Genomic DNA, 25,098 nt, shown 5'->3' on the forward strand with positions numbered 1-25,098 from the left:
AAAGAATCCTGCCATGCCTTTCCAATCAATTTTTATAGCGTTCCGATATCGAAAACGATATCGGCATGCACCAATGAAAACGCCCTGCGAGCGCATGGCGGCAGGGCGTGGGCTGGTCTATCCCTTCGGGGTCGGAATCTGCCCATCGGGCATATTCGCCCGCCGGGCCAGACCGCAGGGAGCTGCGACGGTTATTCTGCGGAAAACCGATAGACGGTTTCCGTCTGATAGACCGCGCCCGGGCGCAGGATGGTGCCGGGGAAATGCGCCTGGTTCGGCGCATCGGGGAAATGCTGGGTTTCCAGGCATAGCGCGCTGCGGTAGCTGATGGCGCGCAGCTTGCCGTACTGGCTGCTGTCGAGGAAATTACCGGAATAAAACTGGATACCCGGCTCCTGCGTGTACACCTGCATCACCCGGCCCGAGGCGGGATCGCGCACCTTGGCGGCCAGGTTCAGCAACTGACCTGCCTGTTTATTCAGCACGAAGTTGTGGTCGTAGCCCCGGCCGATGCGGATCTGCTCATGCGGCAAGTCGATGCTGTCGCCGATGACGGTGGGCTGGCGCAGGTCGAATGGCGTGCCGGCCACGTCCGCCAGTTCGCCCGTGGGGATCGACCCCGCGTCGACGGGCAGGTAGTGGTCCGCGTTGATCGACAGCTCGTGGCCCAGGATATGCCCCTGCCCAGCCAGGTTGAAATAGCTGTGGTTGGTCAAGTTGATGGGGGTGGCCTGGTCCGTCACCGCGTGGTAGCGCAGGCTCAGCGCGTTGTCGTTGTCCAGCTCGTACACCACCGTGACGTCCAGCTTGCCGGGATAGCCATCTTCACCGTCCGGACTGCTGCGCGTGAACGTGACGCCGACGGCGTCGTCCCTGGTGAACGGCTCGGCGTGCCACATGACCTGGTGAAAGCCCTGCAGGCCGCCGTGCAAGTGATTCGGCGGGTTGTTTACGGCCAGCTGATAATCGTTGCCATCCAGGCTGAAGCGCCCTTCCGCGATGCGGTTGCCGAAGCGGCCGATCACGGCGCCCAGGAAGGCTGCATTGTGCAGGTAGGGTTCGATGCGCTCAAACCCCAGCACCACGTCGGCAAAGGTGCCATTGCGGTCCGGCACGTGGATTTCGCTGATGATGGCGCCAAAGTCCAGCACCTTGACTTGCATGCCCTGGCGGTTGCTCAGGGTAAAGACGCTGACGTGGGCGCCGTCAGGCAAGATGCCGAACGGTGCTTGCGTCACTGAAACAGAAGCGGAATCAACTGAGGTCATGGCGTGGGGTCCAGGTTTACAGGGTCGATGAACGGCCAAACACGGGCATGCCCTGCGCATCCCAGCGCAGCGGTTTGACAAAGGTATGGCGGTCCGGGTTCCACAAAGGATCGCCAACGATTTCCGTGTAGGTGCGCGCATGGTACACCAGCAATACACCGTCGCCATCTTCGGCCGTGGTGAAGCTGTTGTGGCCAGGGCCGTAGATGCCGTGCTCGTAGCAGGTGGCAAACACGGGTTCGGGCGACTTGCTCCACGCCGCTGGATCGAGCAGGTCGGCCGTGTCATCGGCCCACAGCAAGCCCATGGCGTAGTTTTCATCCGTGGCGCTGGCGGAATAGCTGATGAAGATCTTGCCGTTGCGCTTCAGCACGGATGGCCCTTCGTTGACCCAGAAGCCGCGGATTTCCCAGTCGAATTCCGGCTTGCTCAGCATCACGGGCGGGCCGCCCAGCTGCCATGGCGTGGCCATCGGCGCGATGTAGAGGTTGGAATTGCCTTCGATGGCCACATCTTTCTGTGCCCACAGGTAATACAGCTGGCCATGGTGCTCGAAAGTGGTGGCGTCCAGGCAGAAGGTGTCGATGCCCGTGTCGACCTGGCCCATGAATTCCCACTCGCCTTCGAGCGGGTTGGCGTTGGTATTGCGGATCGCATACATGCGGTGCTGGAACAGTTTATGTTTGATCTCGCGGCTCGGTGCGGCGGCGAAATACACATACCAGGCGCCCTGGTTGAAGTGCAGCTCGGGCGCCCACACCAGCTCGCTGTACGGACCCGTCTCCGGCTTGTGCCAGACGGCGACTTGTTGCGCATCGGCCAGGCCGGCGATGCTGTCGGCACGGCGCAGCTCGATACGGTCGTACTGCGGCACGGAAGCCGTAAAGTAATAATAGCCGTCGCTGTGGCGGTAAATGTGCGGATCGGCACGTTGTTCGATCAGCGGGGTCAGGACTTCAGCCATAAGCACTCCAAATCATTTCATCAGATTAAATTAGTTTGCCTTACAACACCTGAGCAAACCGTAGCGAGCGGAAGGGAGAGGTGGCTGAGAAGCGCAACCGTACTCTAGTACGGTGAGCATCGCAGGCCGCCTATACCGACGCGCAGCAGGTTAGCTCAGGTGTCCTCACGCAGCCACGTAGCCGCGCTTGTGCATTTCCACTTTCACGCCACGGTAGTAGTCATCGCTGATGCGGTACTTGAACATCAGCAGGCCCATCAGCAGGTGGAAGAAGCCGGGGATGATCGACAGCATCAGGGCGATGCCGTTCAGGGCGAATTGCGTTTGCTCATGGTTTGGCTGGTAATCGAAATACGACAGCAACATGCCGACGAGGAAACCCGCCACGGCCATGCCCGCCTTCTGACAGACGGAGATGCCGCCAAAGGCGAAGCCGGACACGCGCTTGCCCGTTTTCACCTGGCCGTAATCGATGGTCTCGGCGATGGCCGACCAGAACACGGGCGCATGCAAGTCCACCACAAAGGACAGCAGGAAATACAGAGCGAAGGCCAGCACCGTGTCGCTCGGCTTGACGAAGAAATAGATCGCCAGGCTGATCAGCGCCACACCAATTTGCGAATAGCGGAACAGTTTTACTTTGCAATAGAACTTGGTGATCCAGGTCGAAGCGATCATGGCCAGGATGGCCGCCACCACGCCCGTGGTCAAGAACGCCGCCACGGTTTCCGTGTCGCCGCCCAGATAATATTTCGCATAGTAAATAGCGACAGAACCGCGCACCACGTAGCCCACCGTACCGGTGACGCACACGCCGCACAGTACCAGCCACTGGTCATTCTTCAGCAGCACTTGCAGCTGTTCCAGCAGCGATTGCTTTTCGACCACGTGGACGACGCGCTCGGTGGTGGTGAAGTAGCAGAACAGGAACAGGGCCACGCCCATCACAGCCATCACGGCCATGGCCGCCTGATAGCCCACGGCCGGGTTGCCGCCGCCCCAGCGCTGCGACAGGATCGGCACGACGATGGTTACCATGAAGGCGCCGATCTTGGCGAAGAACAAACGGTAGCCGTTGGCCGACAGGCGCTCGTGCGGGTCGCTGGTGAGGCCGCTGATCAGCGAGATGTAGGGGATGCCCACGCCGGCCGTCATGATGGTCATCAGGATATACGTGGAATATGCCCAGATGAGCTTGGCGTCATAGCCCCATTCCGGCGTGGTGAAAACGAAAAACACGCTGACGCCGAATGGCACTGCCAGCCACAGCAGGTATGGCCGATAACGGCCCGAGGCGAAGCTGTAGCGGTCGGTGATCTGCCCCATGACCAGGTCGGCGATGGCGCCCACCACTTTCACGGCCACGAACAGCAGGGCCAGGTCGCTGGTTTTCAAGCCATAGATATCGGTATAGAAAAAGGTGATGATCAACATCATCGACGAGATGACGACATTCAGCGCCATGTCGCCGGCGCCGAAGCCGACCTTTTCAACGGTAGATAATTTTTGCGTCTCCATGCTTTCCGTCCATTCTTTTTATGATGAATCGTGCCTGACTGCCCAACTGACAGGGGCGCTGCCGGCCGAAACCATGGCAACGCCCTTGGATACTGCTTTTCACTCCTGTAAAACGTTCAGGGCAAGGCGCATTGCCGACGACAGTACGAAAAGTACGGTGAGGCAATGCGACGCAGCCATGGACGTTTTACATTTTCCAGCGCAGGGAAAGGCCGACGGTGCGGTCGTAGCGCCGCGTATCGCGCGCATACACGCCCGGCTCGTTCCAGTAATCCTTGAACTTGGTATCGAGCAAGTTATTTCCATCCAGGGTCAAGGTGAACTGGTCGTTGATCTTGTACGACAGCGAGCCGTCGAGCTGGGCCGTGGCTGCCACTTTCAAGTCCAGGCCGGGGCCGCCCTGGTTGTAGCTGTCGATGAATTTCGAGCGCCAGTTGTAGGCCAAACGACCCGACCACGCGTCTTTTTCGTACAGCACGACCAGGTTGTAGGCGTAGCGCGACACGCCCGTGATGGCATGGCTGCCCGTCTCGTCGTCCGTCTTGCCGCTCATGTAGGTGCCGTTCGCTTGCAAGCCCAGGCCGTTCAAGATGCCCGGCAAGCCGTCATAAAACTGCTGATAGCCAATTTCCAGGCCCTGCAGCTTGCCGGCGCCCGTGTTGTAAGGGCGGTCCACGTCGTACACCTTGCCGCCGATGGTTTCGCTGGAAATGCGCTGCTGGATATAGCCGTCGAACTTGTGGTGGAACACGGTGGCGTTCACGGAGCCGGCCGGCGCGAAATACCATTCCAGGGCGGCATCGAAATTGTCGCCCGTCACCGGTTTCAGATTCGGATTGCCGCCCGCGCCCGTGGCTTTGACCGTTTCCGTCGAGTTGACCAGGGCCACGCCAGGGTTCAGCTGGGCAAAGCCGGGACGGCTGATGGTGCGGCCCGCCGCGAAACGGCCGATCAGGTCGGAACGCAGCTTGATCTTCAGTGCCACGCTCGGCAGCACATCGGTGCTGGAAGTGTCGCTGATGACGGGCGTATACACGCCATCCTGTGAACTGTTGCCCTGCAGACTTTGCTCGGTGCGCACCACGCGCACGCCCAGGGTGCCATCGACCGGATATTCACCGAGCTTGAAGGCGATCTTGGCCTTGCTGTAGATGGAATAGGTTTTTTCCGTATCCTTGAAGAAGGAGCCTGGGTCGAGGGTGCGCGCGGCGCTGCTGCCCGTGATGGCTTCGCGCAGGGCGCCCGTGTTATTGATCAGGAAGCTGGCGCACGGCGTGTACCACTGCTTCAGGCCATAGTTGGGGCCGCCGCTGGACATCGGCTCCGACAGGCAATTGAGGCCGGGTATCGAAGTCACGCTCTGGCGGTTGAAGGGAAATGCTGCGCCGGACACGTCCGGTGCTTCCGCATTGCCTTCATAGCTCTTGATCGATTGCGCTTCGCGTTTCACGCCGCGCACGCCGACGCTGATTTCCTTGAAGAAGCCGCCGGCGCCGGGCGTGTAGGCCAGGTCGGCGCGCAAGTCGTTCGAGCTGCCTTCATCCTGGCCGTAGCGGTCGAAAAAGCCCTTCAGATAGTAATTTGACGGGTCTTTCAGGTCGATGCCGCTGTAATCGACGTTCAGGGTGCCGTTCAGATTGGTATTGATGGTGGCGTTCGGCACTTGCGTGATGGCGTCGAGAATGGGGTTGCGCCAGTTAAACGTGCTCTTGGTACTGGCCAGTTCCGACGTGAAACGCCATTCCGGATTGATTTCCCACAAGCCACCCACGGCGAACTGGTGCGTCTTCGATTCGCTCTTGTTCGCCTGCGTCGACATGATGGTGTTGACGTTGGTCGACGTCAGCGTTTGCAGCTGGTCGGTACCGGGAATTTTGGTGGCGGACACGGGCGTGCCCCACCATGGCAGGCCGACGAAGTAATCGGATTCCGAGTCGAGCAGGAAACGCGTAGCCATGCCTTCCGCGTACAGTTCCACATCGGCGTTCGGGCGCCATTGCAGCGCGGCATTGGCAGTGGTGCGGCGGCGGTCGCCCTTGATCGGCAGCAAGCCGACCTGATCCGGCGCCGTCAGGCCCGGCGAAAAGTAGCTTTTGTCCACGGGCGCCGTATTGAACGCGCGTTCCTCGTGGTAGCGGTGTTGCTGCTGCGACAGGCCGAACAAGGCGCCCACGTCGCCGATGCCCGTTTTCCAGCGGTTCGATACCATGCCGCTGACGTTCGGATCCGTGGCCTTCGATTTGTCGCTGTACATGGCGCGCGTGTTGACGCTGGCCGTGAAATCCTTGAAATCGAAGGGACGGTTGGTGCGCACGTCGATGATGCCGGCCACGCCGCCCTCGACCTGGTCGGCGCCCTGCGATTTATACACGTCCACGCGCTGCAGCATGGTGGCGGGAATGTCGGCCAGGTTGACGTAGCGGCCCGTGGTGGTAAACAGTTCGCGGCCGTTGAGCAGGGTCGTGACATCGCGCAAGCCGCGGATCATGACGGCGCTGGCCTCGCCCGAATCGCGGCGAATCTGGATGCCGGACACGCGCGCCAGGGTCTCGGCCACGTTATTGTCGGGGAATTTGCCGATATCGTCGGCCACGATGGAATCGATGACCTGGTCCGAGCGCATCTTGATCTGCTGCGAGTTTTGCGCCGAGCGGCGCACGCCGCTGACGGTCACGACCGATACTTCGCCTTCCGCTTGCGGTGCGGCGGCAGGCGCCACCGCGGCCACCTCGGCCGCTGGCGCCACGGGTGCCGGCGCGACATCCGCCTGCGCCCAGACCGAGGCAGAGCTCAGCAAGCCGATACCGGCCAGTGCAGCAACAGCTGCCTTCAAGGTGAATGGACGAGGGGAAATGGCCGCGAGCGGGCCGGTGGCGTAAGACATCATGAATCTCCAGATATTGTATTGATATTTTTATACGGCTTGCATGTCGAACGCATGCTCGGCGTTTATCTTAGGGGCTGGACGATAATCTCTCCAATCAATTTTTCCACTGTTTTGATATCAATTTCGATATCGGCAGCTGGAGCACTGGGAGGGTTGTAAACGGACAACGGCAGGGGCGTCGTGGGCGGTTTCCGAGACAAGCTGAATAAAAAATCAGCAGCGCCGGTGCACGGCAAGAAAAGCGGCAGACCAGCGCGCAAGACGCCGACTGGCCGCCTGGAATAAGAGATGTAATGTTGATTGAGGAGTAGCACAGGGCCTTGTCGAAGGCGACAGCGCAGGTCCTGCTAAATTTGTTGAAACGGGGAGAACAGCATGTCACGACGTCGGTGTCGCACACGACATTTATTTTGAAGCGCGCATCTCGGTAGTCTACGGCGCGACAAAGCGAGCGACATCATTCGGGGAAAAGTGCCCCATACGCCAAATCAATGGACACGCCTGCGTCGAATATTGCCAATTGGACACTCCAAGTAGCAACCGTTACACTAGCTCTGTCCCTCTTCCGAAAGAATCTATGCATTCTGATTCATCACCAGCAGGCCAGCGAACCACTGTCGTCTTGTGGGCTGCTGTGGCTGTGCTGTCCATCGCATCAATTATTCTTGCAGCCTTGTACTACCAGGCGACGCGCGACCTTGAAGAGCAGAAAATGACAGTCGCTGCTTTGCAGTTGGAGATTGCCAAAGAAGTTACACGCTCGGCCGAACTAAAGTCAGACCTCAACGCGTCCCGTACCGACACCCAGATCCTAGCTGCAAAGTCCGCTCAACTATCGTCGGAAGTGGATAGTAAGGAACAGGCTTTGGCCACAGAAAGGGAAAATGTCGAAGCGGAGAAGTCTAAAGCCGAGTCTGTGCAATTGGCGCTCGACCACGAAAAATCGCGCCTGCCTGTCCTCCCGGTGCATATCGAGATGCGACGTTCTGCGATGGGCAGGGGATTGGTCGCTATATTCACGAACACGTCAGCATTGCAACTCTCGGTTGTCATGGGAACACTGAATCCAACGACCAAAGCCTTCTTCAGGAAGTCGATACAGATAGCCCCCGGTAGAAAGCTAGAAATAGGCTACCTTGAAGGAATTCAATTTGCATCTGGCGATGAGATCCGGATGCGCACTGCGGGATTTGAAGAAACGCACTACACCGTGCCATAAGTAGCTCAACGTACAGCGGGAATAACTGAGGGATTAGGTATCTGTACATACACAACTCTGTTCAACAAGTATTGATACACGCAGGACTGTTGATTAGAAAGTGCTTACTTATCGCCGCTTGGAAATGAACTGAGATAATCAAATGTATGGCAACGCGAAATGCGCAAGAACTATTTGACTCTATTGGAAAATCTGGTGCGGCTGGCGGGGATCGAACCCACGACCCTTGGCTTCGGAGGCCAATACTCTATCCACTGAGCTACAGCCGCGTAGGGGGAATTTCTGAAGTGATGCGAAGGATACCGTTTTTCTTTACCTACGTCTACGGAAACTGTCGTATCGCCGGCAATTGCATGTCACTGCTCAATTTTTGTGCCTATAATTGTGGGTTTCATAAAGGTTTACATCCAGGCATGTAAAAATGCTACCTTACACGGCCATCAGTTTCAAATCTGGACTAAGGACATCATGAGCGACGCACATAACGAACAACAATCAGCGATCAAAACGCCTAAACAATTGCTTGCCGCCGTAGCTGGCTTCTTTCTCATCACCGTCATCGGCATCATCCTGCTGGTGCAGTTCGTCACGGCGCAAAAACTGACGGGCGCGGGCACGGACAGCCAGTCGCCGGAAGCCATTGCCGAGCGCCTCAGTCCCGTGGCCAATGCCGGCTATACCTTCAAGGATGCCAGCGGTCCGAAAGTGCTGCAAAGCGGCGAAGCCGTGTACACGGCCACCTGCGTGGCATGCCATGGCGCCGGCGTGGCCGGTGCGCCGAAATTTGGTGATGCGGCCGGCTGGTCGGCCCGCCTGGCCCAGGGTTACGATACCGTCCTGAAGCACGCCATCGAAGGCTTGCGCGCCATGCCCGCCAAGGGCGGCAATCCCGACCTCGACGATGTGGAAGTGGCGCGCGCCGTCGTCTACATCGCCAACGCGTCGGGCGGCAAGTTCAAGGAACCGGAAGTGCCGGCACCTGCCGCAGCCGCTGACGGCGCTGCCGCTCCTGCCGCCGAGCCTGCCAAATAATTCAGCCGGTGCGCTGAACCAGGAACCGCCCGGATGGGCGGTTTTTTTTTGCCTGCGCATAAGCAGGCGATTTGTCGGATTACGCGTGCCGCTCATCCGACTTACGCGACGTTCTCGACGGAAGTGAAAAAGCCGCCCGGCTTGATAGCGGGGCGGCTCGGCGCTAGCGCGTTGGCACTGCTGTTACCACATGATGACGCGGTCTTTTGGCGGCAGGTACATCTTGTCGCCCGGTTTCACGTCGAAGGCTTGATAGAAGCCGGGCTGGTTGCGCATGGTGCCGTTGGCGCGGAACTGGCCTGGCGAGTGCGGGTCCGTTTTCAGCAAGACCAGTTGCTGCGCTTCGCGCATCTTCATGCGCCATACCTGGGCAAAGCCCGCGTAAAAGCGCTGTTCGCCCGTGAAGCCGTCGATGATCGGGGCTTTCTTGCCGTTCAGCGACAATTTGTACGCTTTATACGCGATGGCCACGCCGGAGTTGTCGGCGATGTTCTCGCCCAGGGTCAGCTCGCCATTCACATGGTGGCCAGGGATGGGGCTAAAGCCGTTGTACTGCGCCACCAGCTGCTTGGTTTTCTTGGCGAAGTTTTTATGGTCGGCCTTGGTCCACCAGTCGCGCAGGTTGCCGTCGCCGTCGTACTGGGCGCCCTGGTCGTCGAAGCCGTGGCTGATTTCATGGCCGATGACGCCGCCGATGGCGCCGTAGTTGACAGCGTCATCCGCGTTGGCGTCGAAGAACGGCGCTTGCAGGATAGCGGCCGGGAAGACGATTTCGTTCAGTTCCGGGTTGTAATAGGCGTTGACGGTCTGTGGCGTCATGCCCCACTCGTCGCGGTCGATCGGCTGGCCCAGCTTGTTCAATTCACGGTTGTAGTTCAGCAGGTGCGAACGCTGGATGTTGCCCACCAGGTCGTCCGCCTTCACGTCCAGGCCGGAATAATCGCGCCATTTGTTCGGATAGCCGATCTTGGTGGTGAACTTGGCCAGCTTGATCTGCGCCTGTTTCTTGGTGACGGGGCTCATCCAGTCGAGCTTGTCGATGCTTTGCTGGTAGGCCGTCATCAGGTTTTTCACCAGCGCTTCCATGCGCACCTTGCGCTCGGCCGGGAAATATTGCTCCACGTAAAGCTGGCCCACGGCTTCGCCCAGCGCGCCTTCGACGGCGCCCACGCCACGCTTCCAGCGCGGACGCATTTCCGTCACGCCCGTCAGGGTGGTGCCATAGAAGGCAAAGTTTTCATCCACGTACGCTTTTGGCAGGTAGCCGGCATTGGCGTGCAGCAAATGCCATTGGAAGTACGCTTTCCACGTCTCCAGCGGGGTCTTGTTGGCGATCTCGGCAAAGCCTTTCAGGTAGCTGGGCTGGCTGACGATCACATAATTGACCTTGCCGGCGATGCCCGTGTCCTTCAGGTAGCGGGCCCAGTCGTAGCCTGGCGCCACTTCGGCCAGTTTCGCCAGTTCCACCTTGTTGTAAGTCTTGACGGGATCGCGGTTCTGCACATTGCTCCATTGCGCCTTGGCCAGATCCGTTTCCAGCGCCAGGATAGCCTTGGCATTGGCGGCTGCGTTCGCGTCGCCGGCCAGGCTCAGCATTTTTTCCACGTGGGCCAGGTATTTGGCGCGCGTGTCGGCCTTGCCTGCTTCCAGGTAGTAGTCGCGGTCAGGCAGGCCCAGGCCGCTTTGCACGATGTCGGCCACATATTTGGTGGAATCCTTGGCGTCCTGGTGGATGCCGAAGTCGTAAGGCGAAGTCACGCCCAGCTTGCTGAAATGGGCGATCACGGCCGGCAGTTCCGCCTTGTCCTGCAGCGCGGCGATTTTCGCCAGTTCCGCGTTCAAGGGCGTCAGGCCCAGGCTTTCCAGCTTGGCTTCGTCCATGAAGCTGCTATAAAAATCACCGATTTTCTGCGCGTTCGAACCGGCCGCGCGGGCCTTGTCGGCGGCCGCGCCTTCGACGATGCCGCGCAGCTGGGTTTGCGTATCGTCGGCCAGTTTGGCAAAGCTGCCCCAGCTCGACTTGTCTGCAGGAATCACGGTTTCGGCCAGCCATTTGCCGTTCAGGTGCTGGAACAGGTCGTCCTGCGCGCGCACGGCAGGGTTGACGTATTCGATGGCGATGCCGGAGGTCAGCGCGGCAGGCGCGGCGGCCGTGGTGGCAACGGCTTTCTTGGCGGTATCAGCAGCGCCAGCCATGCCGGACACGCCAGCCAGCAAGCTCAGGGTCAATGCACTTAACAAATAACGATTCACGGTAATCCTCAATATTGTATTGTGTGGAATATAAGGGTCAGAACGCCCAAGGCTTCTGGCCCGGTTTTTGACTGTAGCATACCGGCCGAAACGGCAGAAATAACTTTTGCCAGAATGCAAAAAAGACCACGCACGGTGGTCTTTTTTGTGGTGACAAGATAACGTTTACATGGCGTAGGTCGGCTTAGCCCAGAGGGCGTAAGCCGACAACATTGTTAGCACCGGCGGTATTGTCGGATTACGCGCTTGCGCGCCTCGGCGGCCCCGCTAATCCGACCTGCTTAGCTAAATCTCAATGGCACTTACCAGATGATGACGCGGTTTTCCGGGGCGACATACATCTTGTCGCCCGGTTTCACGCCAAACGCTTCATAGAAGGCCGGCTGGTTGACCATGGTGCCATTGGCGCGGTACTGGCCCGGCGAATGCGGGTCGGTCTTGATCTGCACGATCTGCTGCGCTTCGCGCATCTTGCTGCGCCACACCTGGCCAAAGCCCATGTAGAAGCGCTGGTCGCCCGTCAAGCCATCGAGCACGGGTGCCGGCTTGCCGCCCAGCGAGATCTTGTACGCCTTGTACGCGATCGCCACGCCCGAATTGTCGGCGATGTTCTCGCCCAGGGTCAGCGCGCCGTTGACGTTGTAGCCCGGCAATGGGCTGTAGCCATCGTATTGCTTGGTCAGCGCGTCGGCCTTGGCGGCGAAGTTCTTGCGGTCGGCCGGCGTCCACCAGTCGCGCAGGTTGCCGTCGCCATCGGACTGGCTGCCCTTGTCGTCGAAGCCGTGGCTGATTTCATGGCCGATGACGGCACCGATGGCGCCATAGTTGACGGCGTCGTCCGCATTGGCGTCAAAGAACGGCGGCTGCAGGATGGAAGCGGGGAAGACGATTTCATTCATCGTCGAGCTGTAATAGGCGTTCACCGTTTGCGGCGTCATGCCCCACTCTTCGCGGTTGATCGGCTTGCCCAGCTTGGCCACCTGGCGTGCGGAATTGAAGTTGGCGGCACGCATCATGTTGCCCACCAGGTCGCCCTGCACGATCTGCAGCTTCGAGTAATCGCGCCAGACGTTCGGGTAGGCGATCTTCGGCGTGAACTTGGCCAGCTTGGCTTGCGCTTCCTTCTTGGTTTCCGGGCTCATCCAGTCCAGGGTATCGATGCTTTCCTTGTAGGCGGCCAGCACGTTTTTCACCAGCTCCTGCATGTGCGCCTTGCGCTCTGCTGGGAAATATTGCGCCACATACAGCTTGCCCACCGCTTCGCCCAATACGGCCTCGACCGAACCCACGCCACGCTTCCAGCGCGGCTGGTTTTCCGTCACGCCGCTGAGCACCGTACCGTAGAAGGCAAAGTTCTCATCGACAAAGTTCTTCGACAGGTAGCTGGCATAGCTGCGCAGCAAGTGCCATTCGAAGTAGGCCTTCAGGGTGTCGAGGTCGGTTGCGGCCAGCACCTTGTTGAAACCCGCCAGGTAGCTCGGCTGGTTGACGATGACGTAATCGACCTTGTTGGCGATGCCCGAGGCAGCCAGACCCGCTTTCAGGTCGTAGCCCGGCGTCAGGTCGTTCAGCTTGGCGATATCGGTCTTGTTGTAGCGTTTTACCGGGTCGCGGTTCTCGACCTTGGTCCATTGCACTTCGGCCAGGGCCGTTTCCAGGGCAACCACCGCCTTGGCGTGCGCGGCAGCGTTCTTGTCGCCGGCCATGCCGAGCATTTTTTCCACGTGCGCCTGGTATTTTTCCTTCACGCCCGCCTGCTTGGCTTCCAGGTAGTAGTCACGATCGGGCATGCCCAGGCCGCTTTGGCTGACATACGCGGCATATTTGGTCGACGCGCGCGCATCCTGGCCAATGTAGACGGCGTACGGCGCGCCCACGCCATTCTGGCTCAGGTGGGCGATCAGGGCCGGTACACCCTTTTTGTCGCGCAGCGAGCGGATGCGGTTCAGTTCGCCGGCCAGCGGCTTCACGCCCAGCGCGTCCAGCTTGGCTTCATCCATGTAGCTGGCGTACAGGTCGCCAATTTTCTGCGCTTCGGAGCCGGCTTTCCGGTTCTTGTCCTGCTGCGTGGCTTCGATGATGCCGCGCAATTGCGGCGTCGTGTCGTCGCGCAGCTTGGCGAACGAACCCCAGCTCGATTTGTCGGCTGGGATCTCGGTCGTGGCCAGCCACTTGCCATTCAAATGGGTGAAGAAATCATCCTGCACGCGCACGGCGGGGTCGATGTACTGCACGTCGATGCCGGAGACAACGCCGGCGGCGGCAGGCGCGGCCGGGGCGACGGTCGGTGCCGCAGCGGCGGTGGCCGGTTCGGCGGCGTTGGCAAACGCAGCCAACAGGGACAGGGTCAGACTGCTTAAGAGGTATCGGTTCACGGATTGTCCTTATGGGGCATGTCAAAGAGATCAGGCGGGTAGCCTCTGGCGGAGTGCCTCATATGAAGAGCCCGCCGCGCCAGGCGCTTCAGAAATGTAGCACGCCAACACAAGGCTTGACCATCCCCGGCGCCCCGGCGGCGGCACAATGCGTGCGCTCAGCCAGCCCTGTATAAACTTGGTTAGACAACAATGACGCCAGACAGTATGCGCCTGCCGCGCCGCTGGCAAGGCTGGGAGCGGTGCCTGCGCCTGGCTGTCCGGCAGACAGGCGCCAGCATGGCGGGCGCGGCGCGGCTGGAGGCGAATGCTCCACGCCTGGCCGCAGGCTGCGGCGCAGGCATTTTTTTTACTTTACGATACATAAGCACAACAATTGACTAACAAATCCGTGGCGGCGCTTACAACACTTTCACCACAACACTGCCAGCCGATCAGTTGCCGGGGACATTCATGCCCGCGCCGCCGGCGCCCATGCTCACGCCCATGCCGCCTTTGCCGCCGCCTTTGCGTGCGCCGTGTTCGCCAGGCGGCGCCCCGCGCAACTCGCCGCGCGGCACGGCCGCATCCATGACGCGCGCCATTTGCCCGGCAATGAACTGGGCCACCATCTGGCGCTGGCGTTCGTCCAGCGCGTCGTTGACGCTCAACCACCACTCGCGTACCTGCTTGTCTTCGGCCAGGCTGAGCGCGCCCTCATTGTCCAGGCCTCCCGCCAGGTCGCGCAGTTCCAGCCCGGGCGCCTGCAAGCCCTGCGCCACGCCCGCTTGCAGGCGTTCGCGGCGCGCCTTGCGTTCGCGCAAGAGCTGGCGGGTTTTGCCTTCCACCTGCTGCCACAAGGTGCTTTGATTGGCATTGAGCTTCAATTCCGTCTTGAAATCGGGCGCCATGGGCAGCAAGTCTTCCAGACGCATGTCGGCGATCGGCACGGCCGAGGCTGTCAAAGCCGTAGTGCCCAGCAGCAAAGCCAGGCAGAGGCGGCGCAAGGCAGGGGGAAAGGTCAACGATGGCATGGGGGCTCCGGCGAAAAAAAAAGCCTGCGTCCGAAGACGCAGGCAAAACCACTTCGGGTCGAGAATGCGAATCCACTATAGGGCCGCCGCACACGCTTTTTTTCGACTCTTACAAATGCTTACTCCCCTCAAGACTAACTATACATCGCATACAAAACCGCAACACTTGGCAAGCTGGCCGCCGCCGTTTACGCCCTACACTTGCCCATGGAACCCATTTTCCCCGGCCTGCCAACGCCGGCCGGGATTCAGGTCTATACTTTCAGGAAAGCGCCGCTCCACGGGGACTGGCGCTGGCGCAAGACACTACCGCAGCAAAGGTGCAAAGATGGGCAAACTCAAAAATACCGGCTTGATCGGCCTGGGCGTGGTGGCTGGCGTCGCCGTATCGCTGCAATTTTCCGCGATGGCGCAAAAAACCGTCGAACCGCCCCTGCCGCTGGAAGAGTTGCGCCAGCTGGCCGACGTGTTCGGCCTGATCAAGTCCGATTACGTCGAGCCGGTGGAAGACAAGAAACTGCTGGAAGAAGCCATTTCCGGCATGGTCGCCTCGCTCGACCCCCATTCCGCCTACCTGGACAAGAAAGCCTACGCCGAGCTGCGCGAAGGCTCCGAAGGCAAGTTTGTCGGCCTGGGCATTGAAATTGGCCTGAGCGAAGACGGCTACATCAAGATCGTCTCGCCCATCGAGGATTCGCCCGCCTACCGCGCCGGCATCAAGGCTGGCGACCTGATCACCCGCCTCGACGGCCAGCCCGTCAAGGGCGTGGCCCTGGACGACAACGTCAAGCGCATGCGTGGCGAACCGGGCACCAAGGTCGCCATCACCATCGCCCGCAAGGATGAAGCGCAACCCTTGTCCTTCGTCATCACGCGCGAGGAAATCCACCAGAAGAGCGTCAAGGCCAGAATGGTCGAGCCAGGCTATGCGTGGCTGCGCGTGTCGCAATTCCAGGAACCGACGGTGGACGACATGGCGGCGCAGATCACGGCGCTGTACAAGCAAGACCCGCAGCTGAAGGGCATGGTGCTCGACCTGCGCAACGATCCCGGCGGCGTGCTGCAGGGCGCCATCGGCGTGTCGGCCGCCTTCCTGCCCAAGGATGCGGCCATCGTCTCGACGAATGGCCAGTTGCCCGATTCGAAACAGGTGTTCTACGGCCGCGCCGAATACTATATGTTCCGCTCGGAAGGCGATGCGCTGGCGAAACTGCCGGCGGCCATCAAGAAAGTACCGCTGGTGGTGCTCGTCAACACAGGTTCGGCCTCGGCCTCGGAAATCGTCGCCGGCGCCCTGCAGGACTACAAGCGCGCCACCATCATCGGCACGCAAACCTTCGGCAAGGGTTCCGTGCAAACCATCCGCCAGTTGACGGCGGACACGGCCGTCAAGCTGACGACGGCGCGCTACTACACGCCAAATGGCCGTTCGATCCAGGCCAAGGGCATCGTGCCCGACCTGCTGGTCGATGAAAACGCGGACGGCGACGGCTTGAACGGCCTGCGCATCCGCGAAGCCGACCTGACCAAGCACCTGAGCAACGACCGCGACCAGGGCAGCGCCAACGACGGCGCCAGGGCAGCGCCCGTCAACGACGAGATGGAAGAGCAGCTGCGCATCCTGGCTCTGGAAAAAACCCGCAAGCCGCTGGAGTTTGGCAGCAAGGACGATTTCCAGCTGAACCAGGCGCTGAACCATTTGAAGGGTTTGCCGGTCCAACTGGCGAAGGCGGAACCCGTGGTGGTGCAGGCCGACGTCAAGAAGGAACAGAAAAAGTAGGCAATTTGCGGTCAGACCCGCCGGGTCTGCCCCCACCCAGCGGGGGCACCATGCCCCGTTATCCCGTCCACGCGACAAAAATCAAGCTGGCGCAACACATCGCCGCTCCCGGCAACACGAAACTCTCTACAGTCGAGCACGTTTGTGTAAAATTTGCTTCACTTATCGGCGCCACGTCGATTGCCAAATTTGAAAGTTTAACCATGAAACAAGTCGTCATCAGCGGTACCGGACTGTACACGCCGCCATTTTCGATCTCCAACGAGGAACTGGTCACCTGCTTCAATGCCTACGCGGAAAAGTTCAATACCGATAACGCCGACGCGATTGCCGCGGGCGAGGTGACGGCGCTGGACCTGTCAAGCGTGGCCTTCATCGAAAAGGCCTCCGGCATCAAGTCGCGCTATGTGATGGAAAAAGAGGGCATCCTCGATCCGGCGCGCATGGTGTCGCGCATCCCGGAACGGGGCGATGACGAATTGTCGCTGCAGGCTGAAATGGCGGTCGCCGCCGCGCACGATGCGCTGGCGCGCGCCGGCCGCACGCCAGCCGATATCGACATGGTGCTGGTGGCCTGCAGCAATATGCAGCGCGCCTACCCGGCCATGGCCGTCGAAGTGCAGGACGCGCTGGGCATCGACGGTTATGGTTTCGACATGAACGTGGCGTGCTCGTCGGCTACCTTCGGCATCCAGCAAGCCGTGGCCGCCGTGCAAAGCGGCCAGGCGCGCGCCGTGCTGGTATTGAATCCCGAAATCACCAGCGGCCACCTGAACTGGCGCGACCGCGACAGCCATTTCATTTTCGGCGATGCCTGCACCGCCATCGTCGTCGAAGCGAAAGACACGGCCGTATCGCAGCACCAATTCGAGATCATCGGCACGGAACTGAAAACGCGCTTTTCGAACGCCATCCGCAACAATTTCGGCTTCCTCAACCGTTTTGACGAGTCCGGCGTGGGCAAGGCAGACAAACTGTTCCGCCAGCAAGGCCGCAAGGTCTTCAAGGAAGTGTGCCCGATGGCCGCCGAAATGATCAAGGCGACCCTGGCCAAGGCCGGCGTGGAAGTGGCACAAGTCTCCCGCTACTGGCTGCACCAGGCCAACCTGAACATGAACTTGCTGATCGCGCGCCTGATCCTGGGCCGCGACGCGGAAGCGAACGAAGCGCCCGTGATTCTCGACACCTACGCCAACACCTCGTCGGCCGGCTCCATCATTGCCTTCCACAAATATCAGGATGACATGGCGGCGGGCGCCACGGGCGTCATCTGCTCGTTCGGCGCCGGCTACTCCATCGGCTGCGTGATCGTGCGCAAGGTCTGAGCGCATCCGTGTAACATTGCCTGATTCCTTGAATTAGGCGCAGTTCATGGCCGATAGCGGTGCGTTCGCGGCCACCTGCACGAAGATGTGGCGCAGGTTTTTTTCAAAAAAAGCGGCAGGATTATTCCAGCCGCAGCTTTGTTGCGTTTATACTTACCCCCTGAGCAACATCTTTTTTCCATCCGCACGCCGCCATAAGGAACCCACCCCGCATGCCCCATGACATCAGTCTGATCACCACCATCGCCGCCGCCCTCGGGTTCGGCCTCATCTTCGGCTTTATCGCCGCGCGCCTGAAATTGCCGGCATTGGTCGGCTATCTGGCCGCCGGCATCATCATCGGACCGGCCACGCCCGGTTTTGTGGCGGATGCGGAAATAGCCGGGCAATTGGCGGAAATCGGGGTGATGCTGATGATGTTCGGCGTCGGTCTGCACTTTTCCATCGAGGATTTATGGGACGTGCGCAAGATTGCGCTGCCTGGCGCTATCCTGCAGATCGGTGTCGCCACGGCGATGGGCATGGGCCTGGCCCACTGGTGGGGCTGGACCCTCGGTGGCGGGCTGATCTTCGGCCTGGCCCTGTCGGTGGCCAGTACCGTGGTGCTGCTGCGCGCGCTGGAAGAACGCGGCATCCTCGATTCCCTGAATGGCCGCATCGCCGTCGGCTGGCTGGTGGTGGAAGACCTCGTCACCGTGCTGGTGCTGGTGCTGTTGCCGGCCTTCGCCACTGTGCTGGGCGGCAAGGCCGCGCCGGATGCCGCGACCGTCAGCCTGTGGCATACCCTGGCCGTGACCCTGGGCCAAGTGGCCGGCTTCATCATCTTCATGCTGGTGGTCGGACGCAAGCTGTTCCCGTGGATCCTGTGGCAAGTGGCGCGTACCGGTTCGCGCGAACTGTTTACCCTGTGCGTGATCGCCGCCGCCGTCGGCATCGCCTACGCTTCGACCAAGCTGTTTGGCGTGTCGTTCGCGCTGGGCGCCTTCTTCGCCGGCATGGTGCTGCGCGAATCCGAGCTGAGCCACCGCGCCGCGGAAGAATCCCTGCCCCTGCGCGACGCGTTCGCCGTGCTGTTCTTCGTTTCCGTCGGCATGCTGTTCGAGCCCAACATCCTCATCGACAAGCCGCTGCAAGTGCTGGCCGTGTGCGCCATCATTATCTTCGGCAAGTCGATCGCCGCCTTCTTGCTCGTCATGGCCCTGCGCTATCCGCCCAAGACGGCCATCATCGTCTCGGCCAGCCTGGCGCAGATCGGTGAATTCTCGTTCATTCTGGCCGCGCTGGGCCTGTCCCTGGGCCTGATGCCGCAGGAAGGGCAAAGCCTGATCCTGGCCGGCGCCATCCTGTCGATCGCCCTGAACCCGCTGGTCTTCAGCATGGCCAAGCCGCTGCTGCGCGTGATGAACAACAGCGATTTCGCGCGCAAGTTCGAGCGCACCACGGATCCGCTGGCCGAACTGCCGATGACGGTGCCGCAGGAAAAACTCTCGGGCCAGATCGTGCTGGTCGGCTATGGCCGCGTGGGCCGGCGCATCGCCGCCGCCCTGATGGAGCGGGGCATCCACTTTGTCGTGGCCGAGGAAAACCGTGAAATCGTCGACCAGCTGCGCAAGCAGGGCATACCGGCCGTGGCCGGCAATGCGGGCGAACCGGCCGTGCTGATCCAGGCGCACATCACGCACGCCACCATGCTCGTCATCGCCACGCCGGACACCTTCCACGTGCGCGCCATGATCGAGACGGCGCGCGCGCTGAACCCGCACATCATGACGGTGGTGCGCACGCACAGCGAGGAAGAAGCGGAATTGCTGCGCGCGGAAAACGCCGGCAAGGTGTTCATTGGCGAACACGAACTGGCGAATGGCATGGCCGAGCACGTGCTGCAGAGTTTTGATGCGGCGAAGAAGGGGCATGGCGGACATTAAGCCGGCACCCTCCGCCTGTCCAGCAAAGCCTGCCCGCTCCCCAGCCGGCAGGCTTTCTTTTTACAAACTCGCCGCCAGCTCGGCCCCTTCGCGTATCGCCCGCTTGGCGTCGAGTTCCGCCGCCAGCGCGGCGCCGCCGATTTTATGGAAGCGCGGGCCGCCCGCCGCCAGCGGCTTGCCGTCCTTGTCCGTTTCCGGCATCAGTTCCGTCAGGCTGTCCTGTCCCGCACAGATGACCACGTTATCCACCGCCAGCAGGCGCTGTTCGCCGCCCACCGTGATGTGCAAGCCCTGGTCGTCGATCCTGTCGTAGCTCACGCCGGCCAGCATGGCCACGCCATTTCTCGCCAGCGCCGCGCGGTGCACCCAGCCCGAGGTCTTGCCCAGTCCCGCGCCCACCTTGGACGTCTTGCGCTGCAGCAGGAAGATCTGCCGCACGGGATCGGGCGCCACGGGGGACACCAGGCCGCCACCGGTGGCCGCATTCAAGTCCACGCCCCATTCGCCCGCCCAGCTCGCCACAGGCTGGGGCAGCGGATGCGCCGGGTCATGCAGCAGATACTCGCCCACGTCAAAGCCGATGCCGCCCGCGCCGATGATGGCCACGCGCGCGCCGACGTGCTGCTTGCTTTGCAGCACGTCCAGGTACGTCAAGACCTTCGGGTGCCCGATGCCGGGAATGGCCGGCAGGCGCACCTTGATGCCGGTGGCGACGATCACGTCGTCGTAGCCGCCGGCCAGCAATTGCTCGCGCGTCACGCGCTGGCCCAGGCGCAGCTTGACGTCCAGCAGCGCCAGCCGGCGACTGAAGTAGCGGATGGTTTCCGTGAATTCTTCCTTGCCCGGTATCTGCATGGCCACCTTGAACTGGCCGCCGACGCTGTCGCTGCTGTCGAACAGGGTCACGTGGTGCCCGCATTCGGCCGCCACGCAGGCAGCGGACAAGCCGGCCGGCCCGGCACCGACGACGGCGACGCGGCGCGGCACGGCTTTTTTCGCGTAAATAAGTTCCGTTTCATGGCAGGCGCGCGGGTTGACCAGGCAGCTGGCGCGCTTGTTGGCGAACGTGTGGTCCAGGCACGCCTGGTTGCAGCCGATGCAGGTGTTGATTTCATCCGTGCGCCCGGAGGCGGCCTTGGCGACAAAGAACGGGTCGGCCAGGAAGGGCCGCGCCATCGACACCAGGTCGCAGTCGCCCCGTTCCAGGATGGCGTTGGCTTCCTGCGGCATGTTGATGCGGTTCGAGGCCACCACGGGAATGCTCACTTCGCGGCGCAATCGGCCCGCCACGCTGGCAAAGGCGGCGCGCGGCACCGAGGTGACGATGGTGGGGACCCTCGCCTCGTGCCAGCCGAAACCCGTGTTCAGGATCGTCACGCCCGCCTGCTCCAGCGCCTTGGCCACCGCCACCACGTCATCCCAGGTATTGCCGCCTTCGACCAGGTCTAGCAGGGAGTGGCGGTACATGATGATGAAGTTGGGCCCGACGGCGGCGCGGATGCGGCGCACGATCTCCACCGGCAGGCGCATGCGGTTTTCGATACTGCCGCCCCAGCGGTCCTGGCGCAGGTTCGTGCGCGCGCACAGGAACTGGTTCAATAAATATCCTTCGCTGCCCATCACCTCGATGCCGTCGTAGCCGGCCTTTTGCGCCAGGCGCGCGCAGCGCACGTAATCGCAGATGGTGCGCTCGATGCCCCGCTCGCTCAGCGCACGCGGGCGGAAGGGCGAGATCGGCGACTTTTTCGCCGAGGCGGAAACGACGAACGGCTGATAGCCATAGCGGCCCGCATGCAGGATCTGCATGACGATCTTGCCGCCCTCCTCGTGCACGGCGCGCGTCACCTTGCGGTGGTTCGGCACGTCGCCGAGAAAATTCAAGGTGCCGCCGAACGGCAGCAGCCAGCCCTGGCGGTTCGGCGAGATGCCGCCCGTGACGATCAGCCCCACGCCGCCGCGCGCCCGCTCGCGGTAAAACGCGGCCAGCTTGCCATAATGATAAAAGCGGTCTTCCAGGCCCGTGTGCATGGAGCCCATGATGACTCTGTTGCGCAAGGTGGTGAAACCCAGGTCGAGCGGGGCCAGCAAGTGGGGGTAGGCAGTCATGGTCGGTCCGATAGAGGTGGTATGCAGGCCGTACGGTAACAAGCATTGCCCGCTGCCGCAGCGTATTTCTCTAGACCGGGAGTTCTAAATCGGCCATCGCGTGCGGACGCTGGCGCACTTAGCCGGTGCGCGCAGCTTGTGCCGGGCGCAACTTTCCCGTAGGCTAGGTAGCATGACGCGACTCTTCCCCTGCCTGCTGTTGCTGTGCGCCGTTGCCGCCCCGCTGGCCGCCCCTGCGCAGACGCAGACGCAAGCTCCCCGCCTGGACAAGCTCAAGGTTGACGTCAAGCGCATCGAGGTCGACGGGCAGCGCATGTATGAAGTCGATGCCAGCGGCAGCGTGCTGGCGCCGCCGGCGTCCGTGTGGAAGACCCTCACGACTTACGAGCGCATGAGTGAATTCGTGCCGGACCTGAGCTCCTGCCGCGTGCTGTCGCGCAACGGCAATGAAGTCATCATCGAACAGCAGGGCATGGCGCGCTTCCTGTTCATGAACCACCCGATCCACCTGGTGGTGCGGGCCATCGAAACGCCGCCGACAGCCATCGACATCGACCTCATTTCAGGCGACATGCGTCATTATGAGTCGCGCTGGAATCTGTTTCCCGTACCCGAGACGGGCGGCACGCGCATCGTTTTCAGCAGCCGGCTGATGCCGGGTTTCTACGTGCCCGGCATGCTGGGCACGACCATGATACGCGGCGATATCGAGCGCATGATGGCCGCCGTGCTGGCGCGCATCGACAGCCAGCATGCCAACAAGGCCGGCTAGCGCCGACCAGTATCAGACCAAAGGTCAGGCCAAATAGGTGTCGCGGTCGCGGATTTCCGCGAAGTTTTCCAGGCTGCCCAGTTTCACGGTAACGGGATTCAGGCTGGCCTGCGGCTGCATCGAGCGCCAGGCGAACAGCCATTCCTGTTCCGCCGCTTCGGCGCGCGTCTTGGTGAACGCGGCGCCCAGGGCGGCGCGCTGGCCATATTCGACGATGCCGTCGATGCCGGCCCAGCTGGGCAAGGTGCGCTGCACGGCGCGGTGCAGGCGTTCGCCGAACTCTTCCGTATTGTGGATGATCAGACAGGCATCGGCTGGCGCGAACAGGTCGAACAGTTGCTTGTCCCATACCTGCGAAAAGCTCAGGGTCAAACAATTGCCCGCCGGCGTCAGGCGGAACTGGCCCAGGCTCAGCGCCAGTTCAAGTTCGCTGCGCTGGCCGTAGCGGTGCAGTGTGGGGGGGCGTTTGTAATCGTGCATGCTGGACTCGTTCTTCAATAGTGGGGTAAACCGGCGCAAGCACCGCCTAGCGTGGCGGGCGGATATGGCGCCGGATGCGCTGGGCCGTCGCGGCCAGGTAAATTTCGCGCAGTAAATAAATAAAACAGCCAATCAGGCAAATCACGGCCAGCACAAAGAAGGCGGCGATGTATTTGTCCAGGGTCAGGTTCAGAATATCGCCCAAAAACAGCATGGCAATGATGACGCAGACGAAGAAACCGCACGCCGTACTGAGGGAAATCGAATAATTGATCAGGTGGGTACGCTTGTACAAGGTATCCAGCTCATCCATATAGAAATCGTTGTAGCCGATGTCGAGCCGGTCTTCCAGCACGCGTGTGCGGTCGATGATGCGGCCCAGGCGGTTCGTCAGCACGACCAGCATGGTGCCGATACCGGTCAACAGGAAAACCGGCGCGATCGCCAGCTGGATGATATGGCCGATGTCGCCGATCTGTATGTTCATGGATAAAAAGTCGTGGGTTCACACCAGCGCCCGACCGTGGCGCCAGTCCAGGCCATAGTGTAGCAGGTGGCGCATGCCGGCTGGCGACTTTGCCAACCGGCATGGTGTAACGTCATGCGAAGCCGCGTCCCGGTACGAAGCGCTCGGTGGCGCGCACCAGCGCCGAAGCGATGCCGTGCTCGAGCGCGCCGTGGCCCGCGTCGGGGATCATCTCCAGTTGCGCGCCCGGCCAGGCCTGCTGCAGGCGGTAGGCCGACAGCGGCGGGCAGATGGCATCGTAGCGGCCCTGCACGATGACAGCTGGCAAGTGCGCGATGCGGCCCATATCGCGGATCAGCTGGTCTTCGTCCATGAAGCCCAGGTTGGCCATGTAATGCGATTCGAGCCGGCCCACGCCCAGGTCCAGCGCATCGTTCGGCGCATCTTCGGGCTGCGGCATCAGGTACACGCGGCGGCCCTCGAAGCGGCTCCAGGCGCGCGCCGCCGGCCAGTAGACGGCAGGGTCGCTGCTGAGGATGCGCTTGACATAGGCGGCCAGCAAATCGCCCCGCTCTTCCGGCGGAATCGGCGCGGCGAATTCCGCGTACAGTTCCGGATAAAACCAGCGCACGCCTTCGATGAACCAGTCGATTTCCGCCTGGGTGCACAGGAAAATGCCACGCAGCACGAAGCCCAGGCACGCCTCGGGGTGCGCCTGGCCGTACGCCAGCGCCAGGGTCGAACCCCACGAGCCGCCAAACACCAGCCATTGGCTGATGCCGAACTGGGCGCGCAGGCGTTCGATATCGGCGATCAGCAGCTGCGTCGTATTGTTGCGCCATTCGCCCAGCGGCGTGGACTTGCCGGCGCCGCGCTGGTCGAACAGGATCACGCGGTAGCGTTGCGGATCAAAGAAGCGCCGGTGCTGCGGCGACAGTCCCGCGCCGGGACCGCCATGCAGGAACAGCACGGGGATGCCATCCGGATTGCCGCACTCTTCCCAGTAAATGGTGTGGATGTCATCGACCGCCAGCATGCCGTGCCGGTTCGGCGACAGGGCGGGAAATAATGGCGACAGGGTATCTGGCATGGCGGTCCTTAGAATGGCAGTCAGGGGCCAGGCACATGTCCTGGCAACTGTTCCAATTATAGTGCGCCGGCGGCGCCTCAGGCCAGTAGCAAGGGCAGGCGGTTCGACGACTTGATTTCGCGCATCGACAGGCTGGACTGGATTTCCGCCACGCCCGGCAGGCGGCGCAGCACGGTGGAGACGAATTCGCCATACGCTTCCAGGTCGCGCGCCACCACTTGCAGGAAATAATCGGCTTCGCCCGCCACGTTGTGGCAGGACAAAATCTCGGGAATCGTGGCGATGGCTTGCTCGAACTGCGACGGCTGTTCATTGCCGTGGTTGGCAAACACCACGCGCACGAACGCCACCAGGCCGATCCCCAGTTTCTTGCGGTTAAGCAACGCCTGGTAGCCGGTAATAAAACCTTCCTCTTCCAGCCGGCGCAAACGGCGCCAGACGGGCGTTTCGCTCAGCTTCAGGCGCTCGGCCAGGCGCGCATTGGACAGCCGTCCTTCATCCTGCAACAGCCTGAGTATCTGCAAATCGGTGGCGTCGAGGCTCACTTCTGAAATTTTCATCTAAATTTTAATTCAATACGAGTGGAATCCACCCGAATACTAGGGTATGCCGGGCAGGAAAAGCA

The 25,098-nt window shown here is 61.3% G+C and carries 18 protein-coding genes and 1 tRNA gene; 6 read left to right on the forward strand and 13 right to left on the reverse strand.

Annotated elements, in window-relative coordinates:
- Nucleotides 1-191 precede the first annotated feature (191 nt).
- The 4 genes from JaAD80_RS02450 to JaAD80_RS02465 all read right to left on the reverse strand — a co-directional run bounded on the left by JaAD80_RS02450 (nucleotide 192) and on the right by JaAD80_RS02465 (nucleotide 6,637).
- Entirely contained in the window at nucleotides 192-1,268 is a 1,077-nt protein-coding gene (locus JaAD80_RS02450) for an aldose epimerase family protein (protein WP_102292720.1), read from the reverse strand.
- A gap of 16 nt (nucleotides 1,269-1,284) precedes the next feature.
- Nucleotides 1,285-2,232 (reverse strand): glycoside hydrolase family 43 protein, encoded by a 948-nt coding sequence (locus JaAD80_RS02455; protein ID WP_102292721.1) that lies wholly within the window; start codon nucleotides 2,230-2,232, stop codon nucleotides 1,285-1,287.
- Between the two features lie 165 nt (nucleotides 2,233-2,397).
- Nucleotides 2,398-3,750, reverse strand: coding sequence for an MFS transporter (locus JaAD80_RS02460; protein ID WP_102292722.1), 1,353 nt, complete (start codon nucleotides 3,748-3,750; stop codon nucleotides 2,398-2,400).
- Nucleotides 3,751-3,937: 187 nt separating this feature from the next.
- A complete protein-coding gene (locus JaAD80_RS02465; protein WP_102292723.1) occupies nucleotides 3,938-6,637 on the reverse strand; it encodes a TonB-dependent receptor in 2,700 nt (899 codons plus the stop codon).
- A 577-nt stretch (nucleotides 6,638-7,214) separates the two neighbouring features.
- Between JaAD80_RS02465 and JaAD80_RS02470 the strand changes: the two genes are divergently transcribed.
- Complete coding sequence (locus tag JaAD80_RS02470) at nucleotides 7,215-7,856, forward strand: hypothetical protein (protein ID WP_146012238.1); 642 nt, start codon at nucleotides 7,215-7,217, stop codon at nucleotides 7,854-7,856.
- A 193-nt stretch (nucleotides 7,857-8,049) separates the two neighbouring features.
- Here the strand turns inward: JaAD80_RS02470 and JaAD80_RS02475 are convergent.
- A tRNA-Arg gene (locus JaAD80_RS02475) sits at nucleotides 8,050-8,125 on the reverse strand.
- Between the two features lie 199 nt (nucleotides 8,126-8,324).
- On the opposite strand from JaAD80_RS02475, the gene JaAD80_RS02480 reads away from it, so the two are divergent.
- A complete protein-coding gene (locus tag JaAD80_RS02480; RefSeq protein WP_102292725.1) occupies nucleotides 8,325-8,888 on the forward strand; it encodes a cytochrome c5 family protein in 564 nt (187 codons plus the stop codon).
- A 183-nt stretch (nucleotides 8,889-9,071) separates the two neighbouring features.
- On the opposite strand, the gene JaAD80_RS02485 is transcribed toward JaAD80_RS02480, so the two are convergent.
- From JaAD80_RS02485 to JaAD80_RS02495, 3 genes are all read right to left on the reverse strand, one after another.
- Nucleotides 9,072-11,141, reverse strand: coding sequence for a M13 family metallopeptidase (locus tag JaAD80_RS02485; RefSeq protein WP_102292726.1), 2,070 nt, complete (start codon nucleotides 11,139-11,141; stop codon nucleotides 9,072-9,074).
- A 302-nt stretch (nucleotides 11,142-11,443) separates the two neighbouring features.
- Entirely contained in the window at nucleotides 11,444-13,516 is a 2,073-nt protein-coding gene (locus JaAD80_RS02490) for a M13 family metallopeptidase (protein WP_102292727.1), read from the reverse strand.
- 434 nt (nucleotides 13,517-13,950) lie between these two features.
- Nucleotides 13,951-14,529, reverse strand: coding sequence for a hypothetical protein (locus tag JaAD80_RS02495; RefSeq protein WP_102292728.1), 579 nt, complete (start codon nucleotides 14,527-14,529; stop codon nucleotides 13,951-13,953).
- Between the two features lie 328 nt (nucleotides 14,530-14,857).
- Between JaAD80_RS02495 and JaAD80_RS02500 the strand changes: the two genes are divergently transcribed.
- The 3 genes from JaAD80_RS02500 (at nucleotide 14,858) to ybaL (ending at nucleotide 19,559) form a co-directional block, all read left to right on the forward strand.
- A complete protein-coding gene (locus JaAD80_RS02500; RefSeq protein WP_102292729.1) occupies nucleotides 14,858-16,309 on the forward strand; it encodes a S41 family peptidase in 1,452 nt (483 codons plus the stop codon).
- 203 nt (nucleotides 16,310-16,512) lie between these two features.
- Nucleotides 16,513-17,634, forward strand: coding sequence for a beta-ketoacyl-ACP synthase III (locus tag JaAD80_RS02505; protein ID WP_102292730.1), 1,122 nt, complete (start codon nucleotides 16,513-16,515; stop codon nucleotides 17,632-17,634).
- 212 nt (nucleotides 17,635-17,846) lie between these two features.
- Entirely contained in the window at nucleotides 17,847-19,559 is a 1,713-nt protein-coding gene (gene ybaL, locus JaAD80_RS02510) for a YbaL family putative K(+) efflux transporter (protein ID WP_102292731.1), read from the forward strand.
- 60 nt (nucleotides 19,560-19,619) lie between these two features.
- Here the strand turns inward: ybaL and JaAD80_RS02515 are convergent, their stop codons facing one another.
- Nucleotides 19,620-21,665 (reverse strand): NADPH-dependent 2,4-dienoyl-CoA reductase, encoded by a 2,046-nt coding sequence (locus JaAD80_RS02515; protein ID WP_102292732.1) that lies wholly within the window; start codon nucleotides 21,663-21,665, stop codon nucleotides 19,620-19,622.
- Nucleotides 21,666-21,837: 172 nt separating this feature from the next.
- On the opposite strand from JaAD80_RS02515, the gene JaAD80_RS02520 reads away from it, so the two are divergent.
- The gene (locus JaAD80_RS02520) at nucleotides 21,838-22,437 is read left to right on the forward strand and encodes an SRPBCC family protein (RefSeq protein WP_102292733.1); all 600 of its coding nucleotides are present in this window, start codon (nucleotides 21,838-21,840) and stop codon (nucleotides 22,435-22,437) included.
- A gap of 24 nt (nucleotides 22,438-22,461) precedes the next feature.
- Here JaAD80_RS02520 and JaAD80_RS02525 read toward each other — a convergent pair whose 3' ends face one another.
- The 4 genes from JaAD80_RS02525 to JaAD80_RS02540 all read right to left on the reverse strand — a co-directional run bounded on the left by JaAD80_RS02525 (nucleotide 22,462) and on the right by JaAD80_RS02540 (nucleotide 25,033).
- The gene (locus JaAD80_RS02525) at nucleotides 22,462-22,917 is read right to left on the reverse strand and encodes a hypothetical protein (RefSeq protein ID WP_092798744.1); all 456 of its coding nucleotides are present in this window, start codon (nucleotides 22,915-22,917) and stop codon (nucleotides 22,462-22,464) included.
- Nucleotides 22,918-22,963: 46 nt separating this feature from the next.
- Nucleotides 22,964-23,404 (reverse strand): DUF2721 domain-containing protein, encoded by a 441-nt coding sequence (locus JaAD80_RS02530; RefSeq protein WP_071325824.1) that lies wholly within the window; start codon nucleotides 23,402-23,404, stop codon nucleotides 22,964-22,966.
- Nucleotides 23,405-23,516: 112 nt separating this feature from the next.
- Complete coding sequence (gene pip, locus JaAD80_RS02535; RefSeq protein WP_102292734.1) at nucleotides 23,517-24,473, reverse strand: prolyl aminopeptidase; 957 nt, start codon at nucleotides 24,471-24,473, stop codon at nucleotides 23,517-23,519.
- Nucleotides 24,474-24,550: 77 nt separating this feature from the next.
- On the reverse strand, nucleotides 24,551-25,033 hold the full coding sequence (locus JaAD80_RS02540; protein WP_102292735.1) for an Lrp/AsnC family transcriptional regulator: 483 nt from the start codon (nucleotides 25,031-25,033) through the stop codon (nucleotides 24,551-24,553).
- Between the last annotated feature and the right edge of the window lie 65 nt (nucleotides 25,034-25,098).

It is taken from the genome of Janthinobacterium sp. AD80 (genome assembly GCF_002878455.1).
Classification (GTDB): Bacteria; Pseudomonadota; Gammaproteobacteria; order Burkholderiales; family Burkholderiaceae_D; genus Janthinobacterium.